Here is a 15,954-nt window from a genome sequence, read left to right on the forward strand (position 1 = left end):
GCATGTCTCTACGCCGTACCACCTCGGCGGTCGTCTCCGTCGTGGCCGTGGCCGCCGTGGGCGCCGTGCCCACCGCGGCGGCCGCGCACGGCCGCCCCGAAGAATTCCGCCGGCTCTCCACCTTTCCGGCCTACCTGAACTCGTCGATCGACGACACCGCGGCGGCCGAGATCTCCACCGTCACCGACGACGGCCGCACGGTCGTCTACACCGACAGCCCGGGCCGGCGCCTCGGCTTCGTCGACATCAGCAACCCGTCGGCGCCGAAGCCGGCCGGCACCCTCGCCGTCGGCGGTGAGCCCACCTCGGTGGCGCATCTGGGCCGGCTGCTGCTCGCCGGCGTGAACACCCGGACCAGCTTCACCGAGCCGTCCGGCAAGCTCGTCGTGATCGACGCCTCGTCCCGCGCGGTGACGAGGGAGATCGACCTCGGCGGCCAGCCGGACTCGGTCGCCGTCGCCCCGAGCGGCCGCTACATCGCCGTCGCCATCGAGAACGAGCGCGACGAGGACCTCGACGACGGCGCGATCCCGCAGGCCCCGGCCGGTTGGCTCGCCGTGGTCGACACCCGGACCTGGAAGGTCTCCCGGGTTGATCTGTCCGGTCTGAGCACCCTGGCCCCGACCGATCCCGAGCCGGAGTACGTCAGCGTCAACTCCCGCGACGAGGCCGTCGTCTCGCTCCAGGAGAACAACCACCTCGCCGTGGTCGACCTGCGCACCGGCAGGATCGTCCGCAGTATCGACGCCGGCGCGGTCACCGTCACCGGAGTCGACACCGAGGATGACGACAAGATCGAACTGTCCGGCACGATCACCGCGAAACGCGAGCCCGACGGTGTCGCCTGGATCAACGACGACCTGTTCGCCACCGCCAACGAGGGCGACTACGAGGGCGGCTCCCGCGGCTGGTCGATCTTCAGCAAGAAGACCGGCACAGTGGTCTGGGACGCCGGCAACAGCCTCGAACACATCGCCGTCGCCCACGGTCAGTATCCGGACAAACGCTCCGACGCCAAGGGCATCGAGGCCGAGAACGTCGCCTTCGCCGTCCTGAACCGGACCCCGTACGTCTTCGTGAACGCCGAGCGCGGGAACTTCACCGCCGTCTACGACGTGTCGAATCCGGCGAAACCCAGGTTCAGGCAGCTCCTGCCGACCACCAACGGCCCCGAGGGGGTCGTCGCGGTCCCGTCGCGCAACCTGGTCGTCGTCTCCTCCGAGGAGGAGGACCCCTCGATCGGCATCCGCGGCACCGTCCAGGTCTTCGGCTTCGGCTCCCCGAAGAACACGCCCGTCGTCTCGAGGAACGACATCCCGTGGGGCGCGCTCTCCGCTCTCTCGGCGGTTCCCGGCCGCCCGCACCGGCTCGCCGCCGTCACCGACGCGGTCTACTCGCCGACCCGCGTCCTCGGCCTCACCACCGGCGGCGTCATCGACGGCGAGCTGACCGTCACCAAGGACGGAACACCGGTCGGCTACGACGCCGAAGGCCTGGTGGTGCGCAAGGCGGGCGGCTACTGGCTGGCGGTCGAGGGCACCGGTGCCGGCAAGGACCCCGACCTTCTGGTACGCCTCGACGCGCGCGCCCGCGTACGGGAGGAGATCCCGCTCCCCGCCGACGTGGCGGCCGCGGTCACCGCTAACGGCCTGGAAGGTGTCGCCGAGGTCGGCGGTGCGGTATGGGTGGCCGTCCAGCGCACGATCAAGGGCGACCCGGCGAACACCGCCCGGATCGGCCGTTACGACACGGTCACCCGGACCTGGTCGTGGCTGCTCTACCCGCTCGACACCGCCCCCACCGGCTGGGTCGGCCTGTCCGAGCTGGTCGCCGTCGACGCGAACACGTTCGCCGTGATCGAGCGCGACAACCAGCGCGGCACCCTCGCCGCGATCAAGCGGATCGCCACGTTCGACGTCCCGGCCTCCTGGACCGGTACCCCGATCGTGTCGAAGAAGCCGGTCAAGGACCTGCTGCCGCTGCTGCGGGCGGACGGTGGCTGGGTGCAGGACAAGGTCGAGGGTCTCGCCGTCGCCGGGAACGGCCGCACCTACGCCGTCACCGACAACGACGGCCTGGACGACGCCACCGGCGAGACGGTCTTCCTGGATCTGGGCCGGCTGCTCTGACGCGACCTGACATGGCGCTGATCCTCGTATCAGCGCCATGTCAGCACCGGGGAGCACGGTGTCCGGCATGGACACCACCTATGCGATCCACGCCGAAGGGCTGGTGAAACGCTTCGGCGACACCACCGCCCTGGACGGCGTCGACCTGGCCGTGCGCCCGGGCACGGTCCTCGGTCTGCTGGGGCCGAACGGGGCCGGGAAGACCACCGCCGTCCGGGTTCTGGCCACCCTGATCCGCCCGGACGCCGGGCACGCGGCGGTCGGCGGTTTCGACGTCGTCCGGCAGCCGCACGAGGTCCGCGGCCTGATCGGGCTGACCGGCCAGTACGCCTCGGTCGACGAGACCCTGAACGGCACCGAGAACCTCCTCATGATCGGGCGGCTGCTCGGCCTGTCCCGCCGGGCCGCCCGCGCCCGGGCCGCCGCCCTGCTGGCCCGCTTCGAGCTCACCGACGCCGCCGGGCGGGCCGCCGGAAAGTACTCCGGTGGCATGCGCCGCCGCCTCGACCTGGCGGCCAGCCTGGTCGGCGACCCGCGGGTGCTCTACCTGGACGAGCCCACCACCGGCCTGGACCCGCGCAGCCGCAACGAGGTGTGGGACATCGTCCGCGGCCTCGTCGCCGACGGCACCACGGTGCTGCTGACCACCCAGTACCTCGACGAGGCCGACCGGCTGGCCGGCGAGATCGTGGTGATCGACCACGGCCGGGTCATCGCCACCGGCACCCCCGCCCAGCTCAAGGCCCGGGCCGGGGCGCAGACCGTCACCGTCCGGCCGTCCGACGCCGGCGAGCTGGGCCTGATCGGTGAGGCGGTGGCCCGGGTCGCGATCGGGCCGGTCGACGTGACCGGCGAGGTCGTCACCGCTCCCGTCAGCGACCCCGGAGCCCTCGCCAAACTGGTCCGTGACCTGGACGAGCACGGCCTGACCGTGGCCGAACTGGCCCTGCGCAGCCCCAGCCTCGACGAGGTCTTCCTGAGCCTGACCGGGGAGCGCTCATGACCACGATGGCCCTGCGCAACACCGCCACGCTGGCCTGGCGGACCCTCGTGCAGATCAAGCACAACCCGTTCGAGCTGTTCGACTTCAGCGTCCAGCCGATCATGTTCCTGCTGCTGTTCACCTACGTGTTCGGCGGTGCGATCGCGGACACCCCGGGGGAGTACCTGACCTACGCCCTGCCCGGCATCATCGTGCAGAACCTGCTCTTCGCCACCCTGAACACCGGCGTCGGCCTGAACACCGACATCAGCAAAGGTGTCTTCGACCGGCTCCGGTCCCTGCCGATCGCCCGGTTCTCGCCGCTGGCCGGCCGCATCGTCGCCGACGTGATCAAGCAGGCCTGGGCGATCGCCCTGCTGCTCGGTCTCGGCCTGGCGCTCGGCTTCCGGATCGAGACCGGCCCGGCCGAGGTGCTCGCCGCGTTCGCCCTGCTGCTCGGGTTCGCCTTCGCCGCGTCCTGGATGTCGGTGCTGGTGGCGATGCTGGTCAGCGAGCCGGAGAAGGTGCAGATCTTCGGGTTCGTGCTGCTCTTCCCGATCACCTTCGTCAGCGGCGCGTTCGTCGACCCGGACACCATGCCGGACTGGCTGCGCGCCTTCGCCGACGTCAACCCGACCACCGTCCTCGCCGACGCGGCCCGCGGGCTGCTCAGCGGTGGCCCGGTCGCCGGGCCGGTCACGCGGTCACTGCTCTGGGCGGCGGGTTTCCTGCTGGTCTTCGCCCCGCTCTCGGTCCGGGCCTTCCGCCGACGCATCTGATTCCAGGCCGGCCGCGCCGAACGCGGTCGCCATGGTCACCGCGTCACCCCGGTGATAGGCCGCGTCGAAGCCCGCGTCGCCCAGCGCGGCGCGGGCCTCGCGGAAGGTCCGTTCCGCCTGCTCGACCGTCCGGTCCCCGGAACCGCGCACCGCGTCCGCCGCACCCAGCAGGTAGGCGGCCCGGCCCGGCTCGCCCTCCCGCAGCGCCAGATCCGCGATCCCGGCCAGCACCTGCGCGACCACCGGCGAGTCGTTCGAGTCCACCGCGACCCGGATCGCCGTCCGATGGCCGGCCCGGGCCTCCGGCAGATTCCCGGCGGCCCCCTCGATCAGGGCCGCCGTGCTGTGCGCCATGGCCCGGAACTGCGGCGCGAACGTCGACTTGTCGATCAGCCGGATCGCCGTCGCGTTGTGCTCCCGCGCCGCGTCCAGATCGTCCTCGGCCAGGGCGATCACCGCGTGACAGTGGTGCACCGACGCCATCACCTCGGGGATGCCCACCTCACGGGCGAACTCACGGGCCCGTTTCAGCAGCCGGCGCGCCTCCTCCGGCTCGCCACTCAACCACACCTGATGGGCCGTCTTCACGGCGAGCTGCGGCAGGTCCTCCCGCATACCCACCTCCTCCAGCAGCGCCAGCGCCTCCCGCTGCCAGCCCAGCGCCTGAGCGAAGTCACCGCGCGCCGCGGTCAGGTCGGCCAGCGAACTGAGCGTGAAACCGACACCCCAGCGGTCCCCGACCGTACGGAACCCGGCGAGCGCGTCCCGCAGATCGCCTCGGCCGCGGCCGCCGGCTCGCCCAGGTTCAGGCGCACCTGACCGACCAGCATCCGCGAGATGGCCCGCAACCACGGATCCGGGTCCTCGGCGAGCCGCTCCGCCCCGCCGTACCGGGCCTCGTCCGGCGCCTGCGAATAGATCGCCGCGAGCGGGCTGAGCAGGCGCAACGCCGGATGCCGGTCCTGCACCCCCACGGCGAGCCGCTCACCGGCCCGGAAAAGGATCTTCACCTCGTCGAACTCCATCGGGCCCTCGACACCGTTGAGCGCGGCGAACACGTGCACCAGCGCCAGATCGGCCTGATCGGCCGGCCCCGGCACGGCGATCAGCTCGGCACAGAGCCGTGCGCCCTCGGTCCGGTGCCCGTTCAGCCACCAGTACCAGCCCAGGTTCGCCGCCAGCGTCACCGCGTTCGCCCGGTCGCCCGCGGCGATCGCGTCCCGCACGGCCGCGTGCATGTTGTCGTGTTCGGCGCGGAGACGGCGCAACCAGACCAGCTGGTCGGCGCGACGCAGATGCGGCTCGGCCTCCCGCGCCAGGTCGATCAGATGGGCGATCAGAGTACGCCGTACCGCCTCGGTCTCACCCGCCTCGGCCAGGCGCTCCAGCCCGTACTCACGGATCGTCTCCAACATCCGGTACCGCCCGTCCGGGCCCAGGACCAGCAGCGACTTGTCGACCAGGGCGGCCGGCGGATCCAGGTCGGGCCCGCAGACCCACTCCACCGCGGTCACGTCCGCCCCACCGGGCAGCATCGCCAGCCGCCGCCACACCCGCCGCTCGTCGCCGGACAGCAGATCCCAGCTCCAGTCGACGACCGCGCGCAGTGTTCGGTGCCGGGGGAGGGCGGTGCGGCTGCCGCCGGTCAGCAGCCGGAACCGGTCGGCCAGCCGGTCCGCGAGAACCGCCGCGGGCAGAGTACGCAGCCGGGCGGCGGCCAGCTCGATGGCCAGCGGCATGCCGTCCAGAGCGCGGCAGATCCGTACCACCGGCTCGGTGTTCTCGCTGGTCAGCGTGAAGTGGGAGGTCCGGTCCAGGAGCAGTTGGACAGCCGGCGACGCGGCCGCCGCCACCGGATCGGCGTCGGCCGGCGGCAGGGCCAGCGGCTCCACCGGGAACAGCCGCTCACCCGCGATGCCCAGCGGTTCCCGGCTGGTCGCCAGCAGCCGCAGCCCCGGCGCGGCCCGCAGCAGCACGTCGGCCACCTCGGCGGCGGCCTCGATCAGGTGCTCACAGTTGTCCAGCACGAGCAGCATGTCCCGGCCGGCCAGCGCGTCCCGCAGCCGGGCCAGCGGCGTGACCGGCTCCGTGCGGCGCAGCGCCGGACCACCCAGGCGCAACGCGGACAGGATCGTCTGCGGCAGTTCGGCCGGGTCCCGTACCGGAGCGAGCTCCACCCGCCACACCGCACCCGGAACCGCACCGCCGACCTCGACCGACAGCCGGGTCTTGCCGCTGCCGCCCGGACCGGTCAGGGTGACCAGCCGGTGCCCGGCGATCAGGGCGCGCACCGCGCGCACGTCGGCGGCCCGGCCGACGAAACTGCTCACCTCGGCCGGCAGATTGCCCTCCCGGACATCGGTCTCCCGCAGCAGCTCCAGGTGCAGTCCGGCCAGCTCGGCCGACGGATCCACCCCGAGCTGCCCGCCCAGCCGCCGGCGGGCCTGCTCGAAGACGTCCAGCGCCCGGCCCCGGTTCCCGGCGACCCGCAACGCCCGGATCAACAGCGCGGCCAGCGACTCGTCCAGCGGATGCGCCGCGACCAGCGCCTCCAGCTCGGGAACCACATCCCGCCAGGCCATCTCCCCGGCCAGCCGGGCCCGCCGGGCGGCCAGCCGCAGGCCCGCCAGCCGCACCGCCTCCGGCCGCGCCACCTCGGGAAACTCCAGATCACCGCGCCACAGCCCGAGAGCCTTCGCCGGATCCTCCGCCACCAGCCGGGCGAACCGGTGCGCGTCGACCGTCTCCGGGTCGGTGACCAGGCGATATCCGGCCGGGGTGGCGGCCACGGCCAGACCCGGCACGGCCCGCCGCAACCGGGAGACCAGCGCCTGCAACGCGTTCGCCGCGGCCGCCGGCGGTGCGTCCCCCCAGACGCCGTCGATCAGCCGGCCCGCGGTCACCTCCCGGTTCGCGTCCAGGGCGAGCAGGACCACGAGGGTACGCAACCGCGCTCCCGCCACCGGCAGGAGCGACCCGTCCCCGTCCCGAACCTCGACCGGCCCGAGCACCGCGATCTCCACCCGGTAGATTCTGCCGTCCGCGGGCCTCCCCAGACAGTCCGGCACCGCCGGTGGTCCTCGGCCCGGCTTCGCCTTCGGTGGGGTCCGCACCGGCTCACTGGCAGACTGATCTTGTGGAGTTCGAGGTGCTTCCCGGGACACCCGGCCTGACGCTCGATCAGGTGGTGCACGTCCTGGTGCCGGGCCACGGCCGGAACCACGACGCCTCCGGGCTCACTCCCGGCGGCGCCGACCGCTGCCGTACCGCCCTGGCTCTGCACACGTTCCTCGACCGCGGGGTCGTCGTCTGCTCCGGCTACAAGTCACCGGCCGATCGCAAAGGGACCCTCCGGCAGGTGGCCGGGGAGACCTTCCAGGGCGTCCCCGAAGCCGACCTGATGCGCGCCTGGCTGCTGTCCGCGGGCGCCGACCCGGCGGTGCTCCGCGTCGAACGGCACTCCGTCGACACCGTCACCAACCTGCTCCGGGCCGAACACGAGGGCCACTTCGGTGACGACCGTCCCGTCGCCGTCGTCTCCCAGCGCGCCCACCTGCGCCGCATCCTGGCGGTGATCGCCCCGCGCACGCTGCGCCGCCCCTACCTGGGCGTCGTCGCCCCCGGTGGCGCACCCCACGAGAACCCGCTGGCCGCCCCGGTGAGCCGTCTGATCACCGCGGCACTGCCCGCCGACCCACCCGCCGCCATCGCGGCAGCCACCCACCGGGCCGCACGCCTCTGGCACCTCGCCGGGCTCCTGGGGAAACGGTCCTACTACTGAAGGACCACACGGCGAATCGTCTTCAGCTTAGTGCCGCCCACCGTCCCCGGTCACTCGGGTGAAAGACCGTGTGCCGACTGCGGAATCGTCCGTAAGGTCAGTGTCCGTCATCGATGTGACCGAGGAGGACGCCCTGCTGATCGACGAGGCCCGCCTGTCCTGGAACGACGAGACGACACACGCCCGGGTGCAAGGCCTGTCCCGCAACCCGGCTCTGCCGGACACCCTGGTGCCGCGGATCCTGGAACACCCCGCCGCCGACATCGTCCACGTGATGTACGGGCGCGACTGGTCCGATGAACTCTTCGACATCGTCGCCGCCCACCCCGACGTACGGCTCCGCGAAATGCTCGCCCGGTGTCCTCGCGTCACCGCGGGCCAGCGGATCAGGATGATCGACGATCCCGACCTCCACGTTCTCATGGCCCTCCTGGAGGGACCGTTCGCCGCGCGTTCGGAGCCGCTGCCCGGATGGGCGTACCGGAAGATCGCCGAACATCCCGCCGTGAGACGACGGCTGCCGCTCTACTTCCCGACGGAGCTGTCACGCGCCGCCGTGGCCGCGTTCGCCGCCGCCGACGACGAAGAGCTCGCCGCCTGGGCACGGGCCACATCGGAGCCGGAACCGATGACCGCCGAACGGGCCCGGACGATCGCCGCCGGTGACTCGCCCTGGGAGCGGCGGGACATCGCACTCGAACCGGACCTGCCCGCCGACGTCATCGTGACCCTGTCCGCGGATCCCGACCCGCGGGTCCGCACGTACGTCTCGATGCGGCCCGAACTCAGCGAAGCCGAACGCGCCGCGATCGGCTACCAGGTGTCCACGCACGACCGTCTACCCCGCCTCGACTGGGTCCTCGCCGCCGACGGTGCGCAACTGCAACGCTGCGTGTCCTCGGCGCACCCGGGACTGCGCCGCAGCGCCGCCTGCAACACGAGACTGACCACCGACCAGATCGCGGAACTCGCCGCCGACGACGACTTCCCGGTTCGGTTGCTCCTCTGCGAGAACCAGGAGGCCGTACCGACGGACCTCGTCGTGCGCACCTACCTGGAGGCCCGCGTCATCACCCGCGGCGAATTGTTGTCGCATCCGGCGATCGTCGGCGCCGACCTCACCGGGTACGCGGACTCACCGCACTGGGGTGCACGCGCCCTCGTCGTCCTCGACCGCCGGGCCCCGGCCGAACTGATCGAACGCCTCAGCCGGGACGAGCACCCCGGTGTCCGGAGCTGGGCCGCCCACGACACGCGGCTGTCCCTCCAGCGGCTGCTGGAACTCCTCGAGGACCCGGAGACCGCGACGGCCGCCGCCGCCAACCCGGGACTGCCCGCCGAACTCATGGCGGCGATCCTCGAAGCGCCGATCGGCTCCGGCGATCCGCCGCCGGGCGCCGCCCCGTCGACCGGCAGCTGACCGGCGGGCAGCGTTCCACCCACGTCAGGCGCCGGGTGTCGTACCACCGCGGTACCTGGACGGAGAATCGGGCAGGTCGTCGGCCGGCGGAAGGGGCGGCGCCGTACGGGTCCGGAGAGCGACGACCAGGGCGCTCACCGCGATCACACCGATCAGGGACAAGAAGAGAAACAGCTCCATGCGTCCCAGTGTGGGCGCCTGGAACAATGCCCCGGGTGAGCGCCTTCGACGACATCAGCCGCGCCAGCGAGGACCTGATCTTCGCGGCCCTCGACTACGCGGTGGAGAACGCCGGCATCTCCCCGGCCGGATTCACCCCGTTCGCCTTCTTCGACAGCGCGAGCGGTCGCGGCCTGACCCGGTACGTCTCCGGCGACGGCTCCAACCTCCAGGAGTGCCAGGACGCCGGCCGAGCCGCCCTGCAGACCGTCGAGGCAGGTGTCACCTGCGTCGTCCTGGCATGGGACGGCTACTACACCCACCAGGGCGAACGCAGCGAGGCCGTCTTCGTCGAGGGGTACGAGATCGGCCAGGACCACGGTCTGCTGCTCGCCCAGCGCTACACCCGCACGGACGGCGCCGTCCGCCCGGTCGGCAACCCGGCCCTGATCGGCCGGCCGGACCCACTCGTCCACCGGGTGACCGGTTAGAGGGCCTTCGGTCTGGTATCAGGCGGAGGCCGTGCCGGTCCAGCAACCGTGAGGCGTCGCGGTCTCTGAAGGGCTCCACCCAAGCCCGGCTCACCCCGAGCCGGCATCGCCGCCGCCCGTCTTCACATGACTGCCGGGCACGCCGGGCACGTCGATCAGCGCACACCATCGCTCAACGTGGGCTCTCGCCTCGCTCTGGCAGGCCTAGGCGCACACGATCCGTCGATTGCGTGCGTTCATCGGGGTGATGGGAGCGACAGGAGCCCACACAAGCGTTGCGTGCGCTTCCGTCGTGGTTTCGAGTTGGGTTGTGCCCTGGTTGGGCCGGATGATCTTCGGGGCCCGCCGGGCCCCGATCGAATCACGTCCGGGTGGTTCACCGGCTGCACGCCCCCCTCTAACTGCGACGTACCGGATGCTCGGCGCTCCTTGGGGTCACTACTGTGCCGGGCCCTTTCCGAATTCCGCGTTCAGGAAGGTGACCTCGGTGGCGGCGAGGTACTGATGCCGCTCTTCAAGGAACACCTTGGTGTGCGGCTGCTGCTCGTGCGCTTCGAAGGCATCGCGGTCCGCGTACAGCTCGTAGAAGACCCGGACCAACGGCTCCTCCGGGACGGAATGTACGACATAGGCGAGTGTGCCCGGCTCGCGCTCCCGGATGCCGGTGACAGTCCTCCGGACCAGGTCGTCGAAGCCCCGCACCGCATCCAGGTCACGCGCCGTGAAGCGCACGACCAGCCCGAATCCCCTGCTCATGATGGTTCCCTTCCGGTGGTCGGACGTCCCGGACCGCACCCGGTCGCCGGCCGACGGCGCGCTCGGCGTACGCGAAACGGCGGCCACACCGGCTGGGAGCCGGGCATGACCGCCGTTCCTCACGTCGTGCCCGCGTGGGGCCCAGGATCAGACCGGCGAGTGAACCCGCCGGTCAGACCCAGGGTCGACGTCAGACGTTGTAGTACATCTCGAACTCGTGCGGGGTCGGGCGGAGCCGGACCGGGTCGATCTCGTTGGTGCGCTTGTAGTCGATCCACGTGGAGATCAGGTCGTCGGTGAAGACGCCACCGGCGGTGAGGAACTCGTGGTCGGCCTCTAGGGAGTTGAGCACGGCGTCGAGCGAACCCGGCACCTGCTTGACGTCGCCCCACTCCTCCGGCGGGAGGTCGTAGAGGTCCTTGTCGATCGGGGCCGGGGGCTCGATCTTGTTCTTGATGCCGTCGAGGCCGGCCATCATCTGGGCCGAGAACGCCAGGTACGGGTTCGACGACGGGTCCGGCACGCGGAACTCGATGCGCTTGGCCTTCGGGTTGCTGCCGGTAACCGGGATGCGGGTGCAGGCTGAGCGGTTGCGCTGCGAGTAGACCAGGTTGACCGGGGCCTCGTAGCCGGGCACCAGGCGCCGGTACGAGTTGACGGTCGGGTTGGTGAACGCGAGCAGCGACGGCGCGTGGTGCAGCAGGCCGCCGATGTACCAGCGGGCCATGTCGGACAGGCCGGCATAGCCGGTCTCGTCGTAGAACAGCGGCTCGCCGTTCAGCCACAGGCTCTGGTGGGTGTGCATGCCGGAGCCGTTGTCACCGAAGAGCGGCTTCGGCATGAACGTCGCCGTCTTGCGGTGCTCCCAGGCGGTGTTCTTGATGATGTACTTGAACAGCTGCATCTGGTCGCCGGCGTGCAGCAGCGTCGAGAACTTGTAGTTGATCTCGGCCTGGCCGGCGGTGCCGACCTCGTGGTGCGAGCGCTCGACGGTGAAGCCGGTGTCGATCAGGCGGCGCACCATGGCGTCACGCAGGTCGCTGTAGTGGTCGACCGGGGAGACCGGGAAGTAGCCACCCTTGTAGGCGGTCTTGAAGCCCTTGTTGCCGCCCTCCTCCTCGCGGCCGGAGTTCCAGGCGCCCTCGATCGAGTCGATGTAGTAGAACGACTGGTGCGCGGAGGTCTCGTGGCGGATCGAGTCGAAGATGTAGAACTCGGCCTCGGCACCGAAGTAGGCGGTGTCGGCGATGCCGCTGGCGGCCAGGTAGGCCTCGGCCTTCTTCGCCACGTTCCGCGGGTCGCGGGAGTAGGCCTCGCGGGTGAACGGGTCGTGGATGAAGAAGTTCAGCGCGAGGGTCTTCTGGATCCGGAACGGGTCCACGAACGCGGTCGCCACGTCCGGGAGCAGCATCATGTCGGATTCGTGGATGGCCTGGAACCCGCGGATCGAGGATCCGTCGAAGGCGAGGCCGTCGGTCACCACACTGTCGTCGAACGACTCGACCGGGATGTTGAAGTGCTGCATCACACCCGGGAGGTCACAGAAACGTACGTCGACGAACTTGACGTCCTCGTCTTTGAGGTATCGCAGGAGTTCCTCGGGATTGGCGAACACACGTCCTCCTGGCACAGTTTTCCGATACCGGGCGGCATGAGCCGCCACCTGGCAAGGCTGGTCGCGACGTTATGGGTCCGGGGTTGCCCCGGCGTATCCCTATTGTTTCTGCCGTGTTACGTAGTGCGTGGAGCAGGCACGGCGAGAGCGCGACCCGGTCAACCGGACCATATCGCGTACCCTCGGCACCCGTGGTTGCTTTGAACGAGGCTGCCGGGCTCGGCCCGCGGCTCGGCGCGCTCGTGATCGACTGGGTGCTCTGTCTGCTGATCGCCGGGCTCTACGCGACCCCGGCCGAGAAGGCGTGGCCGGCGGTGCTCGTCCTGGTCCTCGCCAACACCTTCTTCCTCGGGCTGTTCGGCCAGACGCCCGGCATGCGCCTGCTCCGGGTCCGCTGTGTCTCCTATCCGGACGGTGGGGTCCTCGGCCTCGGCCGGGGGCTGCTGCGGGCGGTGCTGCTCGGCCTCTTCGTCCCGGCGATCATCCTGAACGGTCAGGGCCGGGGCCTGCACGACCGCGCCGCCGGGTCGATGGTGGTGGCGGTGCCCCGGTCACCGGCCCCGTAGCGCACGGCCGATGTCCTGCTCCGGATGGTCGTCACCGCGTCCCGTCACCACACCGCCGCCGGGTGTGCGTACCCCGAACGCCTGATCGTCGGTGATCGGATCGCCGGGTGAGTGAACCGGGATCGGTTCGCCGCCGCCTCGCCGTTTGCCCAGCTCCGGCGCGACCGTGCCGGGCCGGTTCGGCTCGGCGGCGTCCTCCGGCCGGGTGGCCGCACGGCTGCGCAGACCCCACGGGCCGCCGTCCGGGCGGGCGCGTTCCGGCGCGTCGATGACACCGTCGCCGGCCCGCCGGCGGGCGGACTCCGCGCCGAACATGTCCGACCAGGCGGTCGGCCCGCGGTCCGCGCGCGGCGGCCGGTAGGGCGGGGGAGCGGCCGGCGAGACCGGCCGGTTCAGCACCGGCGGCGCGGTGCCGCCGGGCCGCTGCGCGGCGGTGGGGCGCCGGGTCTCCGCGGCGCTTCCGGGCCGCGTGCTGCGATCGTCGACCGGATTCTTCAGTACGGGCGGAGCGGCCGGCGTGGGCGGCGGGCCGAAGGTGTTCGTTCCCGGCGGACGGCCGGGCCCCCCGGGACGCCCGCGGTCCCCGGGCCGTCCCGGCGTGGGCGGCGGGGGAGTGACCCCGGGCGTGTTCCGGGGCGGCCCGCCGTTCGGGGTCTGCGGGAGCGGGGTCGTCGCGCCGGGCCGGGCCCGCCGGTCGCCGGTCCGTCCGGGCGTCGGCGGCGGGGTGACACCGGGTGTACCGCGGCCGGGCCGTGCGGTGGCCGGCGGCGGAGTGACACCGGGCGTCGTACGGCCGGGCCGGCTGGTGGGCGGCGGCGGGGTGACACCGGGGGTGGTGCGTCCCGGGCCGCCGGTCTGCGGCGGCGGGGTGACACCCGGAGCGGTCCGGGTGGGCCGCTGGCCGGGACGCCCGGTCGGTGCGGGGACGGCCGCCGGGCCGGTGCGCCGGATCTCCCGGCCGCCACCGGGAGGAATCGCCGGCACGACCGGTCCCGACGGCCGCCGGATCGTGCGCCCGGGCGGCAGCCCGCCGGGCGGAATCACCACGTTCGGGCCGCGACCGGGCCGGCCCACCTGCGACGGGGGGCCGGGCCGCGCGGTGCCGGGCGGGATCACCGTCGGCCCACCGGTTCCCGGCGGCACGGTGCCGGGAACGGCACCGGGAACAGTGCCCGGAACCGGCAGCGGTGGCGTCCCCGGCGGCAGCGTCGCCGGCGGCGGCAGGACACCGGGCGGCAGGGCACCACCGGGTTGCGGCAGCGGGACGCCCGGCGGCAGGGTCCCGGGAGGTGTGACACCGGGCGGCAGGGACCCCGGGGGTACGACACCAGGCTGCGGAAGTTGCACACCCGGGGGCACCAGACCCTGGGGCGGGTTCCGGCCCGGCAGTTCGACCCCGGGCGGCGTGTTCCCGACCGGCACGACCGGCAGCGCCGGAGTGGTCTGCCCCGGACCGCCGAGCTCGCCCGGACCACCGAGGCCGGGCCCGCCACCGGGCTGGTTGAGCACGGCGTTCATCGGTTGCACCGGCGGACCGGACCCGTTGGACAGCACCGCGATGTAGTCGAAGAACTGATCGCCGTAGTGCTGGGCCAGCCGCTGTGCCTCGATCCGGTACCGGTCGCGGACCGCCGCCTGCTCCTCGGAGACGAACTCCTGGGCCGCGGCGTCCCAGCCCTGGCCCTCGGTCACCCATGCCTCCAGGTTCTCCAGGAAGCTGACGTCGGTCGCCGCCGTCAACTCCCGCCGGTAGTCGGCCTCCAGGCGGGTCATCGCGTACCGGGCCTCGGTGGAGACGTTGACCAGGTGCCGCAGCGCGGTGACGTTCTGCTGGGCGGCGTCCATCCACATGTCCAGGTAGGCCAGCGTCTCGCCGGGACCCATCTTCAGGAACGCGTCCCGGGCGGCCGGCGACTGCCACGACTCGTCGCGCAGCACGTTGCTCTGCCCGATCAGGAAACCGCGGACGTCGGCCAGGAACGCCCACGCGTTCTGCCACTGGTCGGCGAGCGCCGCCATCTCCTCCGGGTGCATGTTCCGGATCCGTACCGAGATCTGCTCGACGGTGTCCGGGTTGCCCGGTCCGGGCGGCGCCGTGTACGGCAGCGTCGACGGCGGATAGCTGCCGTAGTGGGTCTGCCCGCTGTACGGGCTGTACCCGTAGTTCGGGTTGGCGGTGAAACCGTAGTGGTCAGCCATCGTCTCAGCCGATCGCCTGGTGCCGGCCACCACTGGTGGCGATGCCGGTCACGATCCGGTTCTTCTCCACGAGGTCGCCCTCCTCATCACGTTCCGAGACGACCTGGACCTGCTCGCGGGTCGCCGGGTCGGTGCTCTCCACCGTCCGGTGCACGGTCTCGCCCGCCCCGTCGCGGACCTCGGTGCTGTGGCCGACCACCCGGTCACCGTCGAACTCGGTGCGTGTCTCGGTCGTACCGGTCGGTCTGCCGTCGGCCCCGAAGCTCTCCTGAACGGTGATCTCCGCACCGCCGGTGACCCGGGTCGACGTGCGGGTGGTCACCGACGACACCGTCTCGCCGTCGCGGCCGAAGATCGTGGTCGTGACCGTCGTCGCCCCGCCCGGCGGCGTGAACGTCAGCACCTCGCGGCGCTCCCCGCTCGGGCCGGTCGCCGTCTGCATCGACTGGTAGGCCGAGAGCGGGACGTTCGCGGTCACCGTCCAGTCGCGGCTGTCCGCGGCCGGGGGCAGTGCGGCCAGCGCCGACTGCTGCTCCCGGAACGTGGTGCCGACCCCGGCGGGAAGCCCGGCCGGGCGCGGGACCGTCACGTCGCCGTACGCGAAGAGAACGTCGTTGAGCGAGGCCGCACCGACCGCGTCGCCGGATCCGTAGCTGTCCGCGACCGTGCGCGCGGCACTGCCGATGTTGCCGACCGACTCGGCCAGCTTCTGCAGGTAGACGGTCAGCTCGCCGGCGTTCGCCACCAGCCGGGCCCGGACCGCGTCCGCCTCGCCCAGCACCTCACCGGTGAACGCCTGCCCCGGAATCTCACCGAGCGGCCGCAGATACGCCGCGCGGGCCGCGACGTCGGCCTGCTGACCCGCCAGAGAGGCCGCGTACGCCCGGAGCCCGTCCAGGTCCACGTCGACCGCCGGCCCGCCGCCCAGCCACGGCGCGCCCATGTTCTTCGCGGTCTGCTCCGCGTAGGGATTGTCTGCGGCCATCACGCCCTCCCCCGTCGATAACGTCACCGCAATTGATCAATTGATTCTGGTGACGTTGGAGAGTACGCGCGCATCCCGGATCAGGTTCGACG

General features: G+C 72.1%; 14 protein-coding genes. 7 read left to right on the forward strand and 7 right to left on the reverse strand.

Going from position 1 to position 15,954, the window contains the following annotated elements:
- The first annotated feature begins 2 nt into the window (after positions 1-2).
- From BC793_RS11160 to BC793_RS11170, 3 genes are all read left to right on the forward strand, one after another.
- On the forward strand, positions 3-2,129 hold the full coding sequence (locus BC793_RS11160) for an esterase-like activity of phytase family protein (protein WP_109591975.1): 2,127 nt from the start codon (positions 3-5) through the stop codon (positions 2,127-2,129).
- Positions 2,130-2,196: 67 nt separating this feature from the next.
- A complete protein-coding gene (locus BC793_RS11165; protein ID WP_109591977.1) occupies positions 2,197-3,132 on the forward strand; it encodes an ATP-binding cassette domain-containing protein in 936 nt (311 codons plus the stop codon).
- Positions 3,129-3,890 (forward strand): ABC transporter permease, encoded by a 762-nt coding sequence (locus BC793_RS11170; RefSeq protein WP_109591979.1) that lies wholly within the window; start codon positions 3,129-3,131, stop codon positions 3,888-3,890. Before BC793_RS11165 ends, BC793_RS11170 begins: the two co-directional genes overlap by 4 nt.
- On the opposite strand, the gene BC793_RS51200 is transcribed toward BC793_RS11170, so the two are convergent.
- Positions 3,816-4,505, reverse strand: coding sequence for a hypothetical protein (locus tag BC793_RS51200; protein ID WP_239169867.1), 690 nt, complete (start codon positions 4,503-4,505; stop codon positions 3,816-3,818). The genes BC793_RS11170 and BC793_RS51200 overlap by 75 nt on opposite strands.
- A 74-nt stretch (positions 4,506-4,579) precedes the next feature.
- Positions 4,580-6,913: an ATP-binding protein gene (locus BC793_RS11175; protein WP_239169868.1), complete on the reverse strand. Its 2,334-nt coding sequence runs from the start codon at positions 6,911-6,913 to the stop codon at positions 4,580-4,582.
- 113 nt (positions 6,914-7,026) lie between these two features.
- Here BC793_RS11175 and BC793_RS11180 point away from each other — a divergent pair, with 113 nt between their 5' ends.
- Together BC793_RS11180 and BC793_RS11185 are read left to right on the forward strand one after the other, a co-directional pair.
- Positions 7,027-7,671: a YdcF family protein gene (locus BC793_RS11180; RefSeq protein ID WP_158319227.1), complete on the forward strand. Its 645-nt coding sequence runs from the start codon at positions 7,027-7,029 to the stop codon at positions 7,669-7,671.
- 100 nt (positions 7,672-7,771) lie between these two features.
- Positions 7,772-9,091, forward strand: a complete 1,320-nt coding sequence (locus BC793_RS11185; RefSeq protein WP_146246233.1) for a hypothetical protein — start codon at positions 7,772-7,774, stop codon at positions 9,089-9,091.
- A 24-nt stretch (positions 9,092-9,115) separates the two neighbouring features.
- Here BC793_RS11185 and BC793_RS49520 read toward each other — a convergent pair whose 3' ends face one another.
- Positions 9,116-9,271 carry a hypothetical protein gene (locus BC793_RS49520; RefSeq protein ID WP_158319228.1) on the reverse strand — a complete coding sequence of 52 codons (156 nt, stop codon included), beginning with the start codon at positions 9,269-9,271 and terminating at the stop codon, positions 9,116-9,118.
- Between the two features lie 35 nt (positions 9,272-9,306).
- Between BC793_RS49520 and BC793_RS11190 the strand changes: the two genes are divergently transcribed.
- Entirely contained in the window at positions 9,307-9,741 is a 435-nt protein-coding gene (locus BC793_RS11190; RefSeq protein ID WP_109591985.1) for a hypothetical protein, read from the forward strand.
- 438 nt (positions 9,742-10,179) lie between these two features.
- On the opposite strand, the gene BC793_RS11195 is transcribed toward BC793_RS11190, so the two are convergent.
- The gene (locus BC793_RS11195; protein ID WP_109591987.1) at positions 10,180-10,497 is read right to left on the reverse strand and encodes a putative quinol monooxygenase; all 318 of its coding nucleotides are present in this window, start codon (positions 10,495-10,497) and stop codon (positions 10,180-10,182) included.
- A 190-nt stretch (positions 10,498-10,687) separates the two neighbouring features.
- Positions 10,688-12,112 (reverse strand): type I glutamate--ammonia ligase, encoded by a 1,425-nt coding sequence (gene glnA, locus BC793_RS11200; RefSeq protein WP_109591989.1) that lies wholly within the window; start codon positions 12,110-12,112, stop codon positions 10,688-10,690.
- 191 nt (positions 12,113-12,303) lie between these two features.
- Between glnA and BC793_RS11205 the strand changes: the two genes are divergently transcribed.
- Entirely contained in the window at positions 12,304-12,678 is a 375-nt protein-coding gene (locus BC793_RS11205; RefSeq protein ID WP_239169869.1) for an RDD family protein, read from the forward strand.
- Here BC793_RS11205 and BC793_RS49525 read toward each other — a convergent pair.
- Both BC793_RS49525 and BC793_RS11215 read right to left on the reverse strand, forming a co-directional pair.
- Complete coding sequence (locus tag BC793_RS49525; protein WP_158319229.1) at positions 12,664-14,877, reverse strand: hypothetical protein; 2,214 nt, start codon at positions 14,875-14,877, stop codon at positions 12,664-12,666. The two genes, BC793_RS11205 and BC793_RS49525, sit on opposite strands and share 15 nt — an antisense overlap.
- A gap of 4 nt (positions 14,878-14,881) precedes the next feature.
- A complete protein-coding gene (locus BC793_RS11215; RefSeq protein WP_109591995.1) occupies positions 14,882-15,862 on the reverse strand; it encodes a hypothetical protein in 981 nt (326 codons plus the stop codon).
- Positions 15,863-15,954 lie beyond the last annotated feature (92 nt).

Source organism: Actinoplanes xinjiangensis (assembly GCF_003148685.1).
Taxonomy (GTDB): domain Bacteria; phylum Actinomycetota; class Actinomycetes; order Mycobacteriales; family Micromonosporaceae; genus Actinoplanes; species Actinoplanes xinjiangensis.